Below are 18,021 nucleotides of genomic sequence, written 5' to 3'. Positions count from 1 at the left end.
AAGCCAGTTCTATTGCCTAAACCGATTTGCCAACTCTTATCGATGAGCCAAAGCTACCTTCACCCCAGCGCAGGCGGACGCCTGCGCTGGGATAAAAGTTAGTGCTAGTCTATCAATCGTGAAGGTTCTACCTCACCTGCGACTTATCCACCCTTGTAGGCGTATCCTCCCCGTTCACCACACCTTCAGAAGCCAGGGCTATGGCCCGGATCATATTGGTCAGGTGCTCCATGTTTAGCTGAGAAAGCTCGTCCTTAACGGTGTGGTAGGTTTTATCCTGGTCTATCTGCACCGAGGAGATAGTATGGGCCGGCACGCCAAGGCGGGCCAACGTGGCGTTGTCGGAGCGGTAGAACAGGTTCTGCTCCGGGTATGGGTCGGGGTGGATGCTGTAGGTGGTGCCTTTCAGTCGCTTTTGCATCAACGGGCCCAGGTCAGAGCGCTCGAAGCCGGTGAGATAAGCGCTGTTGGGGCCGAACTTGGATGGCTTGCCCACCATTTCGATGTTGAACATGGCCACGATCTGGTCGGGGTTCAGCTGCTCGGAGAAGTATTTGGAGCCGAAACCACCCATTTCCTCAGCCGTGAAGGCCACAAACAGCAAGGTACGCTCCGGCTGCGGCTGTTGCTTGTAGTAGTCGGCCAGTAGCATCATGGCCGTGGTGCCGGCTGCATCGTCGTCGGCGCCGTTGGCAATGCTGTCGCCCTCCACCGGGTCTTGTATGCCAATGTGGTCATAATGGCCCGAGAACACCACGAACTCATCCTGGCGCTTACCCTCGATCATGCCGCCCACGTTGGTCAGCTGCAGCTGCTCTACCTTGTTCTCCACCTCCAGCTTATACTTTCTGGGGTTGAGCTGATCTGTAAGGATAAACACTTTGCTGCCGCCATCTTTGCTGAGCTGCTGCTTTACGCTGCCGCGGTCCATGTAGTGCTTATAGCGGCCAAAGATGTCAGCATGCTTCGGGTGCACCAGCACCAGCACGTCCTGTTGTTCATTATTCAGTACCGGCTGCAGCGCTTTTCTGAAGTCGTCGTTCTCTCCGATCGTCACTACCTGCTGCTTGCCCTTCTGGCTCCACTCCAGCTCCTGCTTATCTGTCACGGCAAAGAGATGCTCCGGGGCGATTTTAGTTTTCTTCAGCTTCGCCTCCAGCTCCTTCGGGGTAACGCGGTACACGCTGAATGTTTGCAGGTAATCATCCTCACCGGGCAGGGGCTTCAGGCCGATGCGCTCAAACTCAGCCTGTATAAACCTGGCGGCTTTTTCGATGCCGGGGGTAAACGAAGCACGCCCTTGCATGTCGTCGTCGCTGAGGGTGGATACGATGCGGGTAACTTCCTGCTGGGTGATGGTGCCTGCATCCTGAGCAAAGGCAGCAGCCGAGAGCCCGCAGGCAAGGGTAAGCGCGGTAAATTTTAGTTTCATGGGGTAGAGTCTATGGATTCTGAGAAAATAGTAGAATATTGTTAGCGGAGGCTGGCAATGCCTGGCAGAACAAATATAGCATTTCTATGAACAAAAGCGTGGAGGTAAACTGGCTAAAGTGGCTGCAGTATGTGGTGCTGGTTTCAGTGATTTTATACTTTGGGAGCACCTTGTTCATACCGCTTAGCTTTGCCCTCCTCATCAGCTTTGTGCTCTACCCCGTTTGCCGGTGGCTGGAGCAGAAGGGGCTGCCGCGCTGGGCCGCCATTTCGCTGTGCCTCTTCCTGCTGGTGGTGCTGGTGGGTGGGCTGGGCTTCCTGCTGGTGCGGCAGGTGCTGCGTTTCGGGCAGGAGTGGCCACAACTGCAGGGTAAGATAAGCGCAGCCTGGAATGACATCAGCCTTTACCTGGAGCAGCATTTCGACATTGACACCGCCCGGCAAGTAGCCTGGATCGAGAGTATGGCCTCCGATGCGGTAGCCTCGGCTTTCTCCGTGGTGCAAGGGGTTCTCTATACGTCGGCTGTATCGCTGGTGCTTTTTGTGCTGATCCCGATTTACGTGGCGCTTATACTCTACAAGCGCGAGGCGCTGACAAAAGCCCTGTCTTCCTTTTTCCCACAGAGCGAGCATGGCAAAATACGCCAAATCCTGCACGAGACCATCACCACCTATTACAATTTCATAAAAGGCATGGCCATTGTCTATTTGGCTGTGGGTATCCTGAACAGCCTGGGGCTGCTGATCATCGGGGTGCCGCACGCTGTATTTTTCGGGGTTGTGGCCTCTGTGCTCACCTTCATACCTTATGTGGGCATTACGATCGGCGCCATATTGCCTATGGCGGTGGCCTGGATTACGTACGACTCGCTTTGGTATCCGCTGGGGGTGGTGATCGTGTTTGCAGTGGTGCAGTACCTGGAGGCGAACCTGATCTTCCCGTGGGCCGTGAGTGCGCGGCTGCAGGTAAACATGCTCTTCACGTTGCTGGCTATTGTGGCGGGCGGTATACTGTGGGGTGCCTCCGGCATGATTCTCTTCATCCCTTTCCTGGCTATCCTCAAGCTCATCGCTGATAAAAACGAGAGCATGCGCCCGATCTCTCTTTTGTTGGGAAGCGGAGAGAAGGGTAGGGCGTAACAATCTAAGTATAGAAACTCCTGCACGGTTGCGCCATCCTGAACGGTTTGTAAAGTGAGGGTTAAAGATAACACACCTCCGGTTTTTACACTTTTATACTTGGCCTGGATTCTGCGGCGGCTATGACTCACTGTGGCCTGCGCAAGCGGGATTTTATTGTAGCCTTCTTATTGATGCCATCACAGACCCATAGAAGCAAAAAAGGCTACCCATTTGGGTAGCCTTTTCTTTATCTAAAGTCTATACTTTATTCTTTTGTCTTATCAGTGTCGGATGACTTGGTAGGCTCAGTTTCTTCCTCTCCATCGTTTGCCGTCTTGGCTTTTTTGCCGCTAGACTTCTTCGATGTAAAGGTTAGCTTCTCTTCGCCTTCCTTGTAGTCCACCTGGATTACGTCACCCTGGTTTACTTCTGCTTTCAGAATCTCTTCAGCAATCGGATCTTCGATATACTTCTGGATCGCTCTGTTCAGCGGACGCGCACCATACTTCGGATCATATCCTTTCTCGGCCACAAAGTCTTTTGCCTCTTTGGTCAGCTCGATGGTATAGCCCAGTGTCTCCACGCGCTTGAACAGCTTGCCCAGCGAAAGCTCGATGATCTTGTGCATATCCTCACGGTTAAGCGAGTTGAACACGATCACGTCGTCCAGACGGTTCAGGAACTCTGGCGAGAACGTCTTCTTCAAAGCGCTGGCAATAGTGCCTTTCATGATGTCGTCCACGTTCTCCTGCTTGCTCTTCGACATAAAGCCGATACCGGCTCCGAAGTCCTGCAAGTCACGGGCACCGATGTTGGAGGTCATGATGATGATCGTGTTACGGAAGTCAACCTTACGGCCCAGTCCATCCGTCAGAATACCGTCATCGAGTACTTGCAGCAACAGGTTGTACACATCCGGGTGCGCTTTCTCAATCTCATCCAGCAACACCACAGAGTATGGCTTGCGGCGGATCTTCTCAGTCAGCTGGCCACCTTCTTCGTAACCCACGTATCCCGGAGGCGCTCCCACCAAGCGAGACACGCTGAATTTCTCCATGTACTCACTCATGTCGATACGCACCAGCGAATCTTCTTTATCGAATAGGTAAGTAGCCAGCACTTTGGCAAGCTCTGTTTTACCTACACCTGTCGGGCCAAGGAACACAAACGAACCGATTGGCTTCTTAGGATCTTTCAATCCAACGCGCGTACGCTGGATGGCTTTCACCAACTGCTGGATCGCCTTGTCCTGGCCAATCACCTTGCCTTTCAGCTCCTCGCCCATGTTCAGGAGTTTCACACCTTCGTTCTGAGCGATACGCTTCACCGGTATACCTGTCATCATGGCAATAACCTCTGCCACATTTTCCTCTTTTACCGTGTAGCGCTTCTTTTTCGTCTCCTCTTCCCAGTTACGCTTCGCGTTATCCAACTGGTCGATGAGTTTTTTCTCCTTGTCACGTAGCTGTGCCGCCTCTTCATACTTCTGGCTCTTCACCACGCGGTTCTTCTCTACCTTGATGTTTTCGATCTGCTCTTCCAGCTTCAGGATGTCATCCGGCACCACAATGTTGTTGATATGCACGCGCGCGCCAGCCTCGTCCAGGATATCGATCGCCTTGTCCGGAAGGAAGCGGTCGCTCATATAACGGTCCGAAAGCTTCACGCAGGCCTCAATTGCCTTGTCGGTGTAGTTTACGTGGTGGTGGTCCTGGTACTTGTCCTTGATGTTGTTCAGGATCTCGATCGTCTCCTCCGGTGTGGTAGGGTCCACCATAACAATCTGGAAACGACGGGCCAGGGCGCCGTCCTTCTCGATGTACTGGCGGTACTCATCTAGGGTAGTGGCACCGATGCATTGAATCTCACCGCGGGCAAGCGCCGGCTTGAACATGTTAGAGGCGTCCAGCGAGCCTGAGGCGCCACCGGCACCCACGATCGTATGCAGCTCGTCGATGAACAGGATCACGTCCGGAGACTTCTCCAGCTCGTTCATCACCGCCTTCATACGCTCTTCGAACTGGCCACGGTACTTGGTGCCGGCTACCAGCGAGGCAAGGTCCAGGGTTACCACACGCTTATTAAACAGCACGCGGCTCACCTTTTTCTGCACAATGCGCAGGGCAAGGCCCTCGGCAATGGCGGTTTTACCCACGCCCGGCTCACCTATAAGGATAGGGTTGTTTTTCTTGCGGCGGCTCAGCACCTGGGCTACACGCTCAATTTCCTTTTCACGGCCAACGATTGGGTCCAGCTTATCATCCTCGGCCAGCTTGGTTAAGTCGCGGCCAAAGTTATCGAGCACCGGCGTGCGCGATTTCTCACCCGGCTTCTTGCTCGCAGAGCTGCCTGAGCGGGATGATGAGCTACCAAACAGTTTGTCTGAATCATCAGAGTCGTCAGTGTCAGACGATGCCAGCGGATTATTGCTATGATAATCCAAAGAGTCTCTTATTGCTTCGTAGTTCACGTTGAATTTCGCTAAGATTTGAGAAGATATGTTGTCCTCGTCCCGTAGGATGGACAACAGAAGGTGTTCGGTGCCAATGATGTCGCTCTTGAAGATCTTCGCCTCCAAGTACGTTATCTTGAGCACCTTTTCGGTCTGCTTCGTCAGAGGGATACTGCCCGTGATGTTGCTGCTTTGCGACGCTGTATTTCGTGTAGCCTGTTCTAAAGCGTACTTTAACTCATCTATCGAAACGCCAAGCTTCTTGAGCAGAGAGATGGCTGTACCTTCTCCTTCCCGAATCATACCCAGCACCAAGTGCTCGGTGCCGATGTAGTCATGGCCAAGCCGGATTGCTTCCTCACGGCTAAGCGAGATGACCTCTTTTACTCGGTTTGAGAATTTTGCTTCCATGTATACTATACTCCGTGTATTCTTTTAATTCTGAAATGTTATAACTGATTGAGCTTAACAGCTATACCTTTAATCCAAACAAGCTTTTCAGTACAATTGTTCAGCTTGCGGAACGTCTTTAGTGAAGGAAAGAAATCGACGCTGGACCCTGTGTAAACAACAAGTCAATTATACTAAGCTCTGGTACAAATTGTTTGCCAAATACTTGTGTATATGGTATTACGTGCAAATTGTCAGGATAGATTTTAGGATGTATCCTGTTTCTGAGGTCGAGCACGTCTCCCGGGGGCTGAATCTGGTATGAATCTGTCAAACCCAGCGGTTTATTTAGTTTTAGTAATTTAAGATAAAGCTTCAAAAGTTCAACGTTCAGCTCAAACAAAAATTTCGGCTGACGCTCGTACACCTCGCGCAGGTAATCACTGTAAAATTCAAAATAGGGGGCGCGGCCGTATGCCGCCTGTATCGTACGCCAGTGCACCAGCTGCCACTTCTGGCTGTAATCGATCTCGATCTCCTGTATCGGGGTTTTCACCTTGCTGTTGCCGCGTAGCACCGGCACGCTCAGCGGCTGCACCCCATGGGCCGTCAGCACATGGCAGCGGTTGCGGTAGCTTTGCTTCACGTAGTTCTCGTGCGCCTCCAGCTGTATACTCTCACTACGAATAGCGTGCCAGAAGTAGCTTACAGGCGGGTTGTATTGTGTTTCGGTAAGCAGGATCAAGTTGAGGTAGAAAGTTAAAAAGTTAGAGGGTTAGAAAGTTTGTTTTGTGACAAAGGATCATTTGACAAAGGACAAAAGCGGATTGTTTAGCTACATGTCCTTTGTCTTTTGTCAAAAAAACCTTTGTCTGCAGCGACGCTGCTAATTGCTAAATAAGCACAAGTTACGAGATTTCATAATCAGGCTTGATGGTTGTACCTTTGCGCCTGCTCTGTTTGCCTGTGGATAAACGTATAAACATACCCCCGCTTTACTATCCGTTCTGGTTGCTGCTGAAGGCTGTTGCCGCCCTGCCGCTGCCTGTTTTATACCTGCTTGCCGATTTTCTGTACTTCCTGATGTACTACGTGACCGGCTACCGCAAAGCTGTGGTGCAGCAGAACCTGCGCATGGCTTTTCCGGAGAAGAGCGAGCAGGAGCGGGAAGGGGTGGCCAAGGCTTTTTACCGCCAGTTTGCCGACGTGATGGTAGAGATCCTGCACCTGGCGGGCATGCGCCGTGAGGAGATGCAGCGCCGCACCCGCTTCACCAACCCGGGGCTGCTGGCAAAGTATGTGGAGGCTGGTACGCCGGTGCTTATACTTGGCTCGCATGTGGGCAACTGGGAGTGGAGCCTCTCGGCCTCGGCCGTTACATTCGGCTTTCCCTCGGAAGGAGTATACAAGCCGCTCAACAATCCCTTCTTCGAGAGCTTCATGCTGCACACGCGCAGCCGCCTGGGTGCCCACCTGATTAAGATGAAAGACACGCTGCGGGAGTTCGTCGCCAAGCGGGAGGTGCCGCGGGTGGTCGCCCTGCTTTCGGACCAGACGCCGCTGCGTAGCGAAATCACCTTCTGGACGCAGTTCATGCACCAGGAAACCCCTTTCTACACCGGCGCCGAGAAACTTTCCCAGCGCTTCGGCTACCCGGTGCTGTTTCTGGATGTAAAGCGCACCCGCCGCGGACACTATGACCTTACGTTTGAAGAGATTACCGACGGCAAAGCGGTGCCTGTAGGTGTTGCCCCCGAAACAGAGTACCCCATAACGGTAGCCTTTGCCCAAAAACTGGAGGCCGCCCTCCGCCGCGCGCCCGCCGACTACCTCTGGACCCATAAAAGGTGGAAACACAAGCGGGTGTAGACCACAGAGTTCGAGAGTTTAGGCAAAGTATAAAGTATAACCAGTGGCGTATGAAAAAGGGAGAAGAAAGTATAAAACGCGTGTCAGGCAAAGTGTAAATCACGACATCTAAGCCACCACTTTCTGTCTTTTCAGCCTTCTAACTCCCAAAATTCCTAAAGATACTCCTCAATGTCGCCGGCGCCTTCGCGTAGCACCTCGAAGGTATTGTTGGTGGCATCCACCACTGTAGAGGCTATGTTGTTGCCAGGCCCCCCGTCTATCACGGCGTCCACCAGGTTGCGGTACTTCTCATAGATCAGTTCCGGGTCGGTGCTGTACTCAATCACTTCGTCATCATCGCGGATGGAGGTGGAGAGGATCGGGTTGCCGAGCTCCTTTACCAGTTGCAGGGCGATGTTATTGTCAGGCACACGGATACCCACCGTCCTCTTTTTGGCGCTGGCATACTTTGGAGCGTTGCTGGTGGCGTTCAGCACAAACGTAAATGGCCCAGGGAGTGCCTTCTTCATCACCTTATAGGTAGGCGTATCGATTTTGGCGTAGTCGGAGATGTGGGTTAGGTCAGAGCAGATGAAGGAAAAGTTCACCTTGTCGGGCTTCACGCCCTTTATCTGGCACACACGCTCTATGGCGCGGGCGTTATGAATGTCGCAGCCAAGGCCATAGATGGTGTCGGTGGGGTAAATGATGACGCCCCCGTTGCGAAGGATTTCCACGGCCTCAAGGATCTTACGCTCCTGCGGATTTTCGGGGTGTATCTGGATAAAGGCTGCGTTACTCATAGTTTCAGTGTTTAAGATTTAGTGTTAAGGTAGAGATACTGCTTTGGCTACAGAAGCGTTTCAATCTTGGCCGTTGGCACCGGCGCTGAACTCGTGACGCAGCAGGCTGTACACCTCCAGGTCGTGGAAGTGGTCGTTGAGGAACTCCCCGTGCCGCTGCACCCCCTCCAGCGTAAATCCAAGCTTCTTCGGGATGTTGCTGCTGCGCTCGTTGCCCACGCCTACCCGAATCTCAATGCGGTTCATGCGCAGTTTCTCGAAAGCGTACGTTATCAAGGTTTGGCAGGCGCGGCGCATGATGCCCTTGCCCTGCTTGTCCTCGGCCAGCCAATAGCCGATCTCCAGCTTCTTGTTGAGCTTGTCCATGCCTTTAAACCCGATCAGGCCACACACCTTCTGCTCGTGCACAATCACAAAAACCAAGTCAGACATGTTGCCGGGGGCGGTCACATACTTCAGGTAAGCCTCTGTGTCGCCTGGGCCCTGGCTAAAGTCTATAAAAGGAAGCCAACGGCGCAGGTAGGGGCGGTCGCGGTCTATAATATAATACAGTGCCTGGGCGTCGGCGGCCGTGGCACGGCGCAGGTATAGGTCAGGTGCAATAGGCAGTTGCAGGAGAGCGGTAGCAGTATTCATAGTTTTAGCATCACATGGTGTAGGCAAGTTAAGCAAATCAGCTGTATTGGAGGCAGGGAAGCGCAAACAAACCCAAAGCAAGTATAGTTTAAGGAGTATAAACCAGGCTTAGATAAACCATGCATTCCTATGAAAACAATTATACTCTTTGTGTTGATGCTTTGCTGGGGGGGTGCCGCCTTTGCTCAGGACGAGCCAAAGCTGACGATCGGCGCCAAGGCGGGCGTTAACTTCTACAGCCTCAGCAGCGACGAACTGGTGGAGGATGACGACACCGGCGTGAGCTACGAGCTCGGAATTTAGGGGCGGATAGGGGAGCGGCTCTTTGTGCAGCCGGAGCTAAACCTGGTAAGCCACAAAACGCACCTCATTACCCGTGTACAGCCCCGTGTGGGGGAGCGCGACGCGCTAACGGTGCGTTACCTTCGCATCCCCGTCCTGCTGGGTTACCGCACTGATTATGATGGGGGCGTAGCTTCGCGCATCAGGTTTATGGCCGGGCCTTCCATTTCCTACGCCTTCTCCGTGGCCGACAACAACCTCGCCATCGAACGCAGCGATATACACAAGGCGCAGTTTGCCCTCAACGGAGGCGTGGGGTTTGAGCTGTGGCTACTGCACCTGGACCTGCAGTACCATCACTACCTGACCTCCCTGTTCAACGATGGTAGGTCAGAGGGCAAAGGCAGGGCTTTCTCAATTTCTGCCGGATTGGGTTTTTAACACACTTTATACTTCTGCCATGCAGCATAGCACCGTTATACTTGTACCCGGCCTCGGCGACTCCGGCCCGGACCACTGGCAAAGCCTGTGGCAGGAGCAGTTTACAAACTTTGAGCGGGTGCAGCAGCAGGATTGGATAACCCCCAGGCGGGAGGATTGGGTAGAGGAGCTGAAAAGGGCGGTGCAGCGGCACAAGCAAGAGCAGGTGGTGCTGGTGGCGCATAGCCTGGCCTGCATCGCGGTGGCGTTCTGGGCCCAGCAGTATAAACCTAGAATAAAGGGAGCCCTGCTCGTAGCGCCCGCCGACACAGAGGCGCCAGATTTTCCGGAAGAGGCCACCGGGTTTGCCCCTATCCCCGTGCAGCAGCTTCCGTTCAGGAGTATACTCGTCAGCAGCAGCAACGATCCTTACATTTCCGCCAACAGGGCACAGCTACTGGCAAACGCCTGGGGCAGCCGCTACGTGAACATCGGCATGGCAGGGCACATCAACAGCGCCTCCGGCTACGGCCGCTGGGACGAAGGCCAGGAATTGCTCCGCGGCCTCTGCGGCACCCCGCGCTTGTAGTGCTGTAGTTAATTTAGCTTATGTGTAAGTTTTGTGGCTGCTGGTATTCACGACTTGGCACTATAAAGTATAACCCACCCCTAGCCCCTCCGAGGAGGGGAATTGCTCATGAACGATTTTCATCTCTTTATCCCTTCCAGGGAGACTACTAGCCCTACCCTGAAAACAGGGTGGAGTTCGCCTCAATCTCTGTCTGCAGTGGCTATCGAACCAGAACCCAGTCTTTGGGTTGAGCGCCTTCTAGATTTCCGGTGCCCGTAAGGGCATTGCGACAGCAAAGGAAATGTAGACAGCGCGATGCCCGAAGACGAGCCCTCTCGGGCTGGAGAGCACCAAAGCCAGCTATGGAACAAGTTGGTTGTAAAGCCGTGGATGAACAGGGGCTAGTAAGGCTAGCTAGGTTCAAGCTATGAAGCAGTAGCAACAGGAAAAGTACGAGCAACAAGTTCGAACCAGCGGGTGAAGAGCGGCTAAAAGAGGCACAAGCGGACGCTTGCGCCAGAGAAGTATAAAGTATAGCTCAAGTATAAGTGTGGCTTTTCAAGCCAGTTGAGTCTCAGACTCAACATTATTGGGAAGTCACAAATCTGAAGATTTGCGCCAGGAAAGTTAGGGCAGAGGCAGGTATAAAGTACGGCTTACGCGGGTCTAGAAATCCGCAACAGCGAAGGTTCCGGACACGGATGTCCCGGAACAGCGAGCGAGAGGCAATGGCTAAGGCAGGTATAGGCAAATGCGTCCGCTTGCGCCTGGGAAATAAACTGAGGCTAAAGCAGCAGTTGTGGATGTGTAAGCAACGCTCTACAACTAATTAATCTGTTTTCTGAAGCCTCCTTTGCCGCTGCTTTTGCGCCCCTTGCTGCCGGTGCCAAAGCTCTTGCCCCGCACATTGCTCTTACCGCCACTAGTGCCTTTCCCGGCAATGCTTTTCAGCTGCTCCACTTCCTCTGTGGTTAGCTCGCGCCACTCGCCAGGCTGCAGTTCGCCCAAAGAAAGGGGGCCTATGCTCGGGCGGATCAGGCGGAGGGTAGGATAGCCCACGGCGGCAGTCATGCGCCGCACCTGGCGGTTCATGCCCTGCGATATTTTGATCTCCAGCCAGGAAGTGGGAATGTTCTTCCGAAAACGAATCGGGGTGGAGCGCTCCCACACCTGTGGCTCCTCCTCCAGCAGGCGCACTTTGGCAGGCGTGGTTTTGCCTCCTTTTATCTGCACCCCCAGCCGCAGCCTGGTCAGGGCCTCCTCCTTCGGGATGTCATCTACTTGCACCCAGTATGTTTTCTCCACCTTAAATTGGGGGTCGGAGAGGCGGTGCTGTAGTTGTTTGTCGTCAGTCAGAAGCACCAAGCCTTCGCTGTCGTAGTCAAGGCGACCGACAGGGTAAATGTCGGGCACGGGCACAAAGTCCTTCAGTGTGGCGCGGCCGGCCTCGTCGGTAAACTGCGTGAGGACTTCGTATGGTTTATTTACTAGAATGTATCTCAAGGTATCAGAATAGTTGCTGAATGATTACTGCAAGCCGTCTTGCTTCTTGTGCTTTGCCAGCCATGCCTCAAACTCGGGCTTCAGGAGCGAGAATAGCACCGAGTCCTCCAGTTGCCCGTTTACGAGGTAATGGTTGCGCAGCAGCCCCTCGCGCTGAAAATCAAAGTGCTGCACCAGTTGCAGCGATGGCGTGTTGTAGGGCGCGATCAGCGCCTCCACCCGATAAAGGTCCATCTGCCGGAATCCAAAGGTAAGTATACTTTCCAGCGCTTCTGTCATCAGCCCTTGGTTTTTATACTTCTTATCAGTGATGGCGTAACCCACTTCGGCGCGCCGATGGCCGGGCACCCAGGTATGGTAGTCGCAGTGGCCGATTACCTGTTTCGTGTCGCGGAGCAGCAAGTGGAACCCTTTAAAATCGTGAAAGTAGGTCGTGATGCCTTTGGTGTAGCGCTCCTCCATTTCCTCAAACTGCTGGTCGGTCTGCAGGTGCAGGTACGCCATGATCTCCTCCTTCGTCTTTTTCAGGAACAGCTGGTTGAAAATAGCCGGAGTCAGCTCGCGGAGCAGCAGACGCTTGGTAGTAAGTATAAGAGGGGAGGCGCTGAACATGTGACAAAGTATAAACCCGGTCCTCCTTTATACTTCTGCCACAGCCGTACGTTGCCAGGACCAGGTAGCTTTACCTTTGCCATGCTCCCTCCGGCAAGTAAGATTTTTCGGGATGTTAAGTGTTGGTGAAAACACCACAATGGCAGAGGAAGTATAAACCCTGCGGAAGGGTAGAATCGAAACCAACAACGAATAACCGAACATTAATAGCTGCCGTTATACTTGCGCACAAACCACTCCACTATAACCAGGCCCAATAGCAGGAAAAACAGCCACTTCAGGTCTACCAGGTCACTAAGCTCTTCCTGGCTGTAGATCACGTTCTTGTGGTCGGCCTGCAGGATGTCCTGCTCCAGTAGCTGCAGTTGCTGCGGGTAGTACAGCCTGGATCCGCTGTTGCTGGCCAGTTGGAACAGCAGGTTATGGTCGGCTACGGCGTTCAGGGCCTCCAGCTGCAGCTCCTCCACCACAAACTCGCCCTCGTCTTTCTGCTGCTGCCGGTTTATACTTGCCGTGGCGGTGTAGGTATAACGGCCGCCGGGCAGGGTGCCGATGTTCACGCCACTCTGGTTCTCGCCGTTAGCAAAGGTAAAGGTACGCGTTTGCTCATCCTCCCCTGTAACCTTTAAGGTGATGTTCTGGCCATAGATTGGCTCGAGTGCCTCGTTGTAAGCCTCAGCGTTGAAGCGGATTTCATCGGAGCTGGTGTACTCGGTTTGGGTTGGGTACACGTTTAGGCGCTTCTTGTTGCGCGGCGCACTCAGCAGCTGCACCAGGTTTGTGATAAGCTGGTTGTACACCTGCGGCTGCTTGTGGTTGGCAGCCTCCTGCAGGCGCCACTGCCAGGTGCCGGAGGCCAGCAGCACGGCATTGCGCTTGTCGCCGGAGGTTTGCACGGCCAGTAGCGGCTTGTTTGTGCGCACACGCCCCACCTGCTGGTAAAGTATAACCTCAGTGTTTGGGGCAAGTCGCATCTCCCCGAAGGGCACCCGCGCCGGCGGGTACTCCTGCAGCCGCTCCGCCGCGTTCTCGGGCAGCTGAAAATTGCTGAAGCTTGAGTTTGGCACCGCCGTTACCTCGTCGGTTTGCCCGCTGCTGATGAGGGTAACGCCTACGTTAAGGCGGTTGAAGTTGGGCAGATCGCTCTGCGGACCCAGAATATAGAGGGCAGGCAGGTTTTTCTGGCGCACCAGGTTCAGGGCTGGCTCGGCACCGGCCATGCGCCCGGGCAGTTGGTGCAGCACCGCCACGTCATAATCCTGCTGCTGCAGTTCGTTCACGCTGGGTATAAACAGGGTCGTTTCGTAGTTCTCGTTCGATTCTATGGCCGCGCGGATGGCTTTGATGTCGGGGTGTGGGGCAGCAGCGGCGATGAGCACTTTTATCTTGCCTTTCACTACATCGATGTAGGCATGCTTGGTGTTGTTGAGGGTGGTGAACTCGCCCTGCAGCGGCTCTACCTGCACCACGTAATGGCGCTTGCCCAACCCGCTGGCCAACACCTGGAACGGTACCTGCTGCACCGGCTGGTTATCCCTGAAAAGGACTTTCTTGCTGGCGATGGTCTTGCCGTTTTCCTGCAGTATGACGTTAGCCGTTCTGCCGCCAAAGCCGTCGTGCTGCAGCTCCACCTCCAGAGGGAAACGGCTGCCGCTGTAGTTTACCTTGTTATAGCGCAACGAGGCCACCAGCACGTCTTTCTTTGGGATAGTATCGCCTACAGCCACCGGATATAAGGTATAGCCGTAGTTGGCGTAGGTCGGCGACATGCCCTGGTTCACGATGCCATCCGACAGCAGCACCACACCGGCCAGGTTTTGGTCGGCGTAGTTTTCCTGCACTCCTTGCAGCAACTGGCTCAGGTTCGTGGTTTCGGAGCCATACTTCACTTCGTTTATACTTTGTAGTTGCTCCTCACCGAGCGTTCTAACTGCCGTTGTGTAGCCCTCTGCTTCCAACCGCTCCCGCACCTGCTGCAGCCGTTGCTGTGTGGCCTGCAGCGCCGCAGAGTCAGAGAACAGCTCCACCGACTGCGAGTTATCCACGGCAAACACAATGGTGGGCGGCACCGTGGTGTTAGACACGTACCGCACCAGCGGGCCCATCAGCAGAAAACAAAGCACGCTTACCACCACGAACCGCAGGGCCGCCAGCGCATAGTTGAGCGGTTTGGGCCAGGGCGCTTTTTTGCTGTAGAGCAGCCACGCATACAGCGCACCCGCTGCCAGGCAGGCAAGTATAAGCCAGGGTGAGGCGGTGGTGATGAGTTTAAAGGAATTCAATTCTTTTAGTTAAGAATTACAGACTATGACTTAAACTGCAGCGCAGCGTTTCCGAACCTTATCTTGGATTCAGGAATATCCACATATTTGCTGTGGCCAGTGATGATAACTTCTTCCTGTTCATGCCGAACCTCCACCAACTCTGCCCCAAACCAATTGCCGCAGGATCTCAACAGCTTTTTGTCAGACTCCAGTACTGTATTGCTACCGGTTACGGTTTTGGCGCGGAGGCCGTTTTTCTGCAGCAGCTCCACCGCCCAATCAGCCACCTGTGCTGCGTTATCAACACCGTAGATTGTTAGCTGATGCTTACGGGAGGCAAATGCGAAGGAGCCCGCATTAAACAGGGGCAGGAAAAAGTATAGAACAGCTGCCGACCTGAAATACTCTAAAAAAGGTTCTCCCTGATTGAAAATCAAGTAAAGAACCGGGACTAGCACGGATACAAACCCTAGCATCACGGCAAAATACTGTAAGAATGCCTTCAGGCTCGGTTTGTGAGTTATAAGTTCTGTTTTCATGCACAACAGCAAAGGTCTGGGTAAGGGTGGGTGAGCTACTAAAGTTAAAACAAAAAGACCAATGCTACTAACGTAAACGCTGCAACATTGGTCTTTTAGGAGTTGAAAGTTAAAAGCTTTGAGTTGGTTCAAGCTACGCTGATACGAACTTTTAACTCATCACTCTTAACTATTAATTATGTTAACATGCCGCCATCTACCTGCAGCACCTGGCCAGAGATATAGGCCGAGTCATCTGAAGCCAGGAACACGGCTGCTTTGGCCACGTCTTCCGGCGTACCGCCACGCTTCAGCGGAATAGCCTTGCGCCACTCGTCTACCACCTTCTGGTCCAGCTCGCCGGTCATCTCGGTTTCGATAAAGCCTGGGGCAATGGCGTTGCAGCGGATGTTGCGTGAGCCCAGCTCCAGCGCCACCGACTTGGTAAAGCCGATGATGCCTGCCTTAGAGGCCGCGTAGTTGGCCTGGCCCGCGTTGCCTTTGATACCCACCACGGAGGTGATGTTGATGATAGAGCCGCTCTTGGCGCGCATCATGTGCTTGGTGGCCGCCTTGGTCACGGAGAACACCGACTTCAGGTTCACGTTCATCACGGCGTCCCACTGCTCTTCGTTCATGCGCATCAGCAGGCCGTCGCGCGTAATGCCGGCGTTGTTCACTACAATGTCGATCTTGCCGAATTCCTTCACCACGTCCTCTACCAGCTGCTCGGCCTGGGCGTAGTCAGAGGCGTCGGAGCGGTAGCCTTTTACCTTGCCGCCGCCAGCCGCCAACTCCTGCTCCAGCTGCTGTCCTTTTTCCACGCTCGAGAGGTAGGTGAACGCTACCTGTGCGCCCATCTCCACAAATTGTTGTGCAATGGCGCGACCTATTCCTTTTGATGCCCCGGTGATGAGGGCTACTTTTCCTTCTAGTGCTTTCATGGGAGCCAAAGTTAAAAAAGATTTCCGTAAACAGAAGCGGGCGCGGTGCAGGCTACAGAAGTATAAAGAGAAGCCTTTGGGGCAGAGTTTGTTGCTGAGAATATGGTAAAGTAACCATGAAAGGAAAAAAGAGGCTTCTTTGATGCTTTGTGCTATGTATAATTCCGCTGAATCTATTGTAACATATTTATAATCTGAATATTGTGGAGAAATTGACTTTTATTTTTATAGGTTAAAGTCTATTTTCGTGGCGATTATTAACCAAAGGTACCCCAAAAATCATGTTGAAACGCAGAAAAGGACTTACCATCCTGATCGCGTTGTCGTTGTTGATCTGCATTACGGCTGCGCAAGTATTGGACTTTACCCCGGCTGCTTTATTTGGCGCCAGAAGGGTGGAAGCAGCTGCAACTGAGAAGGTTGTGGCAAAAGTTGAAAGGTTGAAATTGCTCGCCCCCGTGGTCTACGGTATCGCTACCGACTCCCTGGAGATAGTGGAAGCAAAGGTGGCGCGCGGCGAGGTACTTTCCGAAATACTGGGACAGTACAACATTGATCCGGCAACGGCTTACAACCTGGCCCAAAAAGCAAGAGACGTGTTCAGTGTTCGAAAGATTGCCGCTGGCCGAAACTACACCATCCTGCACAAGCGCGACGCCGCACAAACCGCCCAATACTTCATTTACGAGCCTAACCAGGTAGAGTATGTGATCTTTGATTTGCGCGACAGCCTGGCCGTTACGCTGAACAAGCGAAAGGTGGAGGTGGTTGAGCGCACAATTGCCGGGGAGATCAACAGCTCGCTGTATGTAAGTATGGTGGAGGCCGGGGGATCACCGCAACTGGTAAACAGCTTTGCCGACATCTTTGCCTGGCGCCTGGACCTGAACCGCCTGCAGCCCGGCGACAACTTTAAGCTGATCTATGAGGAGAAAGTGGTGGACGGCCAGACAATAGGCTTCGGGGAATTGAAGTCTGCCGTGTTTGAGCACGAGGGCGAGGAGATTTACGCCATTGGCTTTGACGAAGGTAACGGGCTGAATTATTTTGACCAGAAGGGGCAGAGCCTGAAGCGAGCTTTCCTGAAGGAACCGCTGGAGTATACGCGCATCAGCTCCCGCTTCTCTAAGCGCCGCTTCCATCCGGTGCAGAAGCGCTACAAGGCCCACCTGGGTACCGACTTTGCCGCGCCGCGCGGCACCCCGATACGAACAGTGGGCGATGGCGTGGTGGTAGCAGCGCACTACACCAGAGGCAATGGCTATTTCGTGAAAGTGCGCCACAACGATACTTATACTACGCAGTACCTGCACATGTCTAAATTTGCGAAAGGCATTCGCAAAGGAACTCGCGTTAAAATGGGACAGACGATTGGCTATGTGGGCAGCACTGGCCTTGCCACAGGCCCTCACCTCTGCTACCGCTTCTGGAAAAATGGCCGCCAGGTGGATGCCTTGGGCGTAAAACTGCCAGCTGCCAACCCTGTCAGCAAAAAGAACCGCGATAGATTTGACCTGGTAAAAGACGAGACCATGCAGCGCATGCAGGCAATCGACATTAAAAGTGTAAAGCAGGAGCTGTTAGCTTCTGGTAAAAACAAAGAGCCAAACGATGCCTAAAACTTTACTTTAGTGAATATTTGATTTTACAGGACAGGAGGCGCTATATATAGTGCCTCTTGTTGTTTTATGTAGCTTAAGGAGGTTATCTCTAATTTCTTGCCTAATGGCGCAAGCGTCCGCTTGTGCCTTTGCTTAGCCGCTGCTTTCTGCCACTGGACACAAGCTATTCTTACTAGCTATCGTTCATCCTCCAGCCCCATAAGCCTACAGTTGCACCTCCTGCTTTGGCTCCCTCCAGGCCGGGAGGCCTCGTCCTCGGGCATCGCACTGTCTACATTTCCTGCCCTCGTGCCTCGGGCTGCCTCGCCTCCAGCTCGTCACCGGAAATCCAGAAGGTGCTCAACCCAAGGACTGGGTGTCATTCCAATAGCTACGGCTTTAGCTGTGCAACAAGTATAAATTATACCCTTGCAAGGGGGCAGGGGGGTGATAATCGTTCACTGATTCCCCTCCTGGGAGGGGCTGGGGGTGGGTTTATACTTCTGCTGATGCTATCCCAGCAGCCATGAAACTTATACTTTAACTGCAGCAGTTACAGAGCTCCCCCCTTAGCGAAGAAGGGGCCGCGGGAAAGGGCAGTACAGGAAAACCGAAGCGAGG

The 18,021-nt window shown here is 53.5% G+C and carries 16 protein-coding genes; 6 read left to right on the top strand and 10 right to left on the bottom strand.

Annotated elements, in window-relative coordinates; translation table 11 throughout:
• Positions 1-127: 127 nt before the first annotated feature.
• Positions 128-1,432 (bottom strand): M20/M25/M40 family metallo-hydrolase, encoded by a 1,305-nt coding sequence (locus PXG97_RS09090; RefSeq protein ID WP_276497446.1) that lies wholly within the window; start codon positions 1,430-1,432, stop codon positions 128-130.
• Positions 1,433-1,518: 86 nt separating this feature from the next.
• Between PXG97_RS09090 and PXG97_RS09085 the strand changes: the two genes are divergently transcribed.
• The gene (locus PXG97_RS09085) at positions 1,519-2,571 is read left to right on the top strand and encodes an AI-2E family transporter (RefSeq protein WP_276497445.1); all 1,053 of its coding nucleotides are present in this window, start codon (positions 1,519-1,521) and stop codon (positions 2,569-2,571) included.
• Between the two features lie 247 nt (positions 2,572-2,818).
• On the opposite strand, the gene PXG97_RS09080 is transcribed toward PXG97_RS09085, so the two are convergent.
• Together PXG97_RS09080 and PXG97_RS09075 are read right to left on the bottom strand one after the other, a co-directional pair.
• Positions 2,819-5,416, bottom strand: coding sequence for an ATP-dependent Clp protease ATP-binding subunit (locus PXG97_RS09080; protein ID WP_276497444.1), 2,598 nt, complete (start codon positions 5,414-5,416; stop codon positions 2,819-2,821).
• A gap of 118 nt (positions 5,417-5,534) precedes the next feature.
• Positions 5,535-6,140, bottom strand: coding sequence for a WbqC family protein (locus PXG97_RS09075; protein WP_276497443.1), 606 nt, complete (start codon positions 6,138-6,140; stop codon positions 5,535-5,537).
• Positions 6,141-6,361: 221 nt separating this feature from the next.
• Between PXG97_RS09075 and PXG97_RS09070 the strand changes: the two genes are divergently transcribed.
• Positions 6,362-7,264 (top strand): lysophospholipid acyltransferase family protein, encoded by a 903-nt coding sequence (locus PXG97_RS09070; RefSeq protein ID WP_276497442.1) that lies wholly within the window; start codon positions 6,362-6,364, stop codon positions 7,262-7,264.
• A gap of 155 nt (positions 7,265-7,419) precedes the next feature.
• On the opposite strand, the gene PXG97_RS09065 is transcribed toward PXG97_RS09070, so the two are convergent.
• Entirely contained in the window at positions 7,420-8,049 is a 630-nt protein-coding gene (locus tag PXG97_RS09065; protein ID WP_276497441.1) for an L-threonylcarbamoyladenylate synthase, read from the bottom strand.
• 60 nt (positions 8,050-8,109) lie between these two features.
• Positions 8,110-8,685 carry a GNAT family N-acetyltransferase gene (locus PXG97_RS09060; RefSeq protein WP_276497440.1) on the bottom strand — a complete coding sequence of 192 codons (576 nt, stop codon included), beginning with the start codon at positions 8,683-8,685 and terminating at the stop codon, positions 8,110-8,112.
• A 129-nt stretch (positions 8,686-8,814) separates the two neighbouring features.
• On the opposite strand from PXG97_RS09060, the gene PXG97_RS09055 reads away from it, so the two are divergent.
• Genes PXG97_RS09055 through PXG97_RS09045 form a run of 3 tightly spaced genes read left to right on the top strand, consistent with a single transcriptional unit; the run spans position 8,815 to position 9,976 of the window.
• The gene (locus PXG97_RS09055) at positions 8,815-8,988 is read left to right on the top strand and encodes a hypothetical protein (RefSeq protein WP_276497439.1); all 174 of its coding nucleotides are present in this window, start codon (positions 8,815-8,817) and stop codon (positions 8,986-8,988) included.
• A gap of 6 nt (positions 8,989-8,994) precedes the next feature.
• The gene (locus tag PXG97_RS09050) at positions 8,995-9,408 is read left to right on the top strand and encodes an outer membrane beta-barrel protein (RefSeq protein ID WP_276497578.1); all 414 of its coding nucleotides are present in this window, start codon (positions 8,995-8,997) and stop codon (positions 9,406-9,408) included.
• Positions 9,409-9,427: 19 nt separating this feature from the next.
• On the top strand, positions 9,428-9,976 hold the full coding sequence (locus PXG97_RS09045; protein ID WP_276497438.1) for an RBBP9/YdeN family alpha/beta hydrolase: 549 nt from the start codon (positions 9,428-9,430) through the stop codon (positions 9,974-9,976).
• Between the two features lie 807 nt (positions 9,977-10,783).
• On the opposite strand, the gene PXG97_RS09040 is transcribed toward PXG97_RS09045, so the two are convergent.
• The 5 genes from PXG97_RS09040 to fabG form a co-directional block, all read right to left on the bottom strand.
• Positions 10,784-11,461 carry a pseudouridine synthase gene (locus tag PXG97_RS09040; protein ID WP_276497437.1) on the bottom strand — a complete coding sequence of 226 codons (678 nt, stop codon included), beginning with the start codon at positions 11,459-11,461 and terminating at the stop codon, positions 10,784-10,786.
• Between the two features lie 24 nt (positions 11,462-11,485).
• The gene (locus PXG97_RS09035) at positions 11,486-12,073 is read right to left on the bottom strand and encodes a GNAT family N-acetyltransferase (RefSeq protein ID WP_276497436.1); all 588 of its coding nucleotides are present in this window, start codon (positions 12,071-12,073) and stop codon (positions 11,486-11,488) included.
• Between the two features lie 203 nt (positions 12,074-12,276).
• Positions 12,277-14,355 carry a vWA domain-containing protein gene (locus PXG97_RS09030; RefSeq protein WP_276497435.1) on the bottom strand — a complete coding sequence of 693 codons (2,079 nt, stop codon included), beginning with the start codon at positions 14,353-14,355 and terminating at the stop codon, positions 12,277-12,279.
• A gap of 23 nt (positions 14,356-14,378) precedes the next feature.
• The gene (locus tag PXG97_RS09025) at positions 14,379-15,008 is read right to left on the bottom strand and encodes a hypothetical protein (RefSeq protein ID WP_276497434.1); all 630 of its coding nucleotides are present in this window, start codon (positions 15,006-15,008) and stop codon (positions 14,379-14,381) included.
• Positions 15,009-15,052: 44 nt separating this feature from the next.
• Positions 15,053-15,799: a 3-oxoacyl-[acyl-carrier-protein] reductase gene (gene fabG, locus PXG97_RS09020; protein ID WP_276497433.1), complete on the bottom strand. Its 747-nt coding sequence runs from the start codon at positions 15,797-15,799 to the stop codon at positions 15,053-15,055.
• Positions 15,800-16,080: 281 nt separating this feature from the next.
• On the opposite strand from fabG, the gene PXG97_RS09015 reads away from it, so the two are divergent.
• Positions 16,081-17,418 carry a peptidoglycan DD-metalloendopeptidase family protein gene (locus PXG97_RS09015; protein ID WP_276497432.1) on the top strand — a complete coding sequence of 446 codons (1,338 nt, stop codon included), beginning with the start codon at positions 16,081-16,083 and terminating at the stop codon, positions 17,416-17,418.
• Positions 17,419-18,021 lie beyond the last annotated feature (603 nt).

Source organism: Pontibacter litorisediminis (genome assembly GCF_029360645.1).
Taxonomy (GTDB): Bacteria; Bacteroidota; Bacteroidia; order Cytophagales; family Hymenobacteraceae; genus Pontibacter; species Pontibacter litorisediminis.
This window is presented reverse-complemented; position numbering and strand designations above follow the sequence as displayed.

Bases quoted from the DNA above. Each gene is read 5' to 3' on its own strand.
- PXG97_RS09090 (WP_276497446.1), bottom strand. From the start codon at position 1,432: ATGAAACTAAAATTTACCGCGCTTACCCTTGCCTGCGGGCTCTCGGCT.
- PXG97_RS09085 (WP_276497445.1), top strand. From the start codon at position 1,519: ATGAACAAAAGCGTGGAGGTAAACTGGCTAAAGTGGCTGCAGTATGTG.
- PXG97_RS09080 (WP_276497444.1), bottom strand. From the start codon at position 5,416: ATGGAAGCAAAATTCTCAAACCGAGTAAAAGAGGTCATCTCGCTTAGC.
- PXG97_RS09065 (WP_276497441.1), bottom strand. From the start codon at position 8,049: ATGAGTAACGCAGCCTTTATCCAGATACACCCCGAAAATCCGCAGGAG.
- PXG97_RS09060 (WP_276497440.1), bottom strand. From the start codon at position 8,685: ATGAATACTGCTACCGCTCTCCTGCAACTGCCTATTGCACCTGACCTA.
- PXG97_RS09055 (WP_276497439.1), top strand. From the start codon at position 8,815: ATGAAAACAATTATACTCTTTGTGTTGATGCTTTGCTGGGGGGGTGCC.
- PXG97_RS09045 (WP_276497438.1), top strand. From the start codon at position 9,428: ATGCAGCATAGCACCGTTATACTTGTACCCGGCCTCGGCGACTCCGGC.
- PXG97_RS09035 (WP_276497436.1), bottom strand. From the start codon at position 12,073: ATGTTCAGCGCCTCCCCTCTTATACTTACTACCAAGCGTCTGCTGCTC.
- fabG (WP_276497433.1), bottom strand. From the start codon at position 15,799: ATGAAAGCACTAGAAGGAAAAGTAGCCCTCATCACCGGGGCATCAAAA.
- PXG97_RS09015 (WP_276497432.1), top strand. From the start codon at position 16,081: ATGTTGAAACGCAGAAAAGGACTTACCATCCTGATCGCGTTGTCGTTG.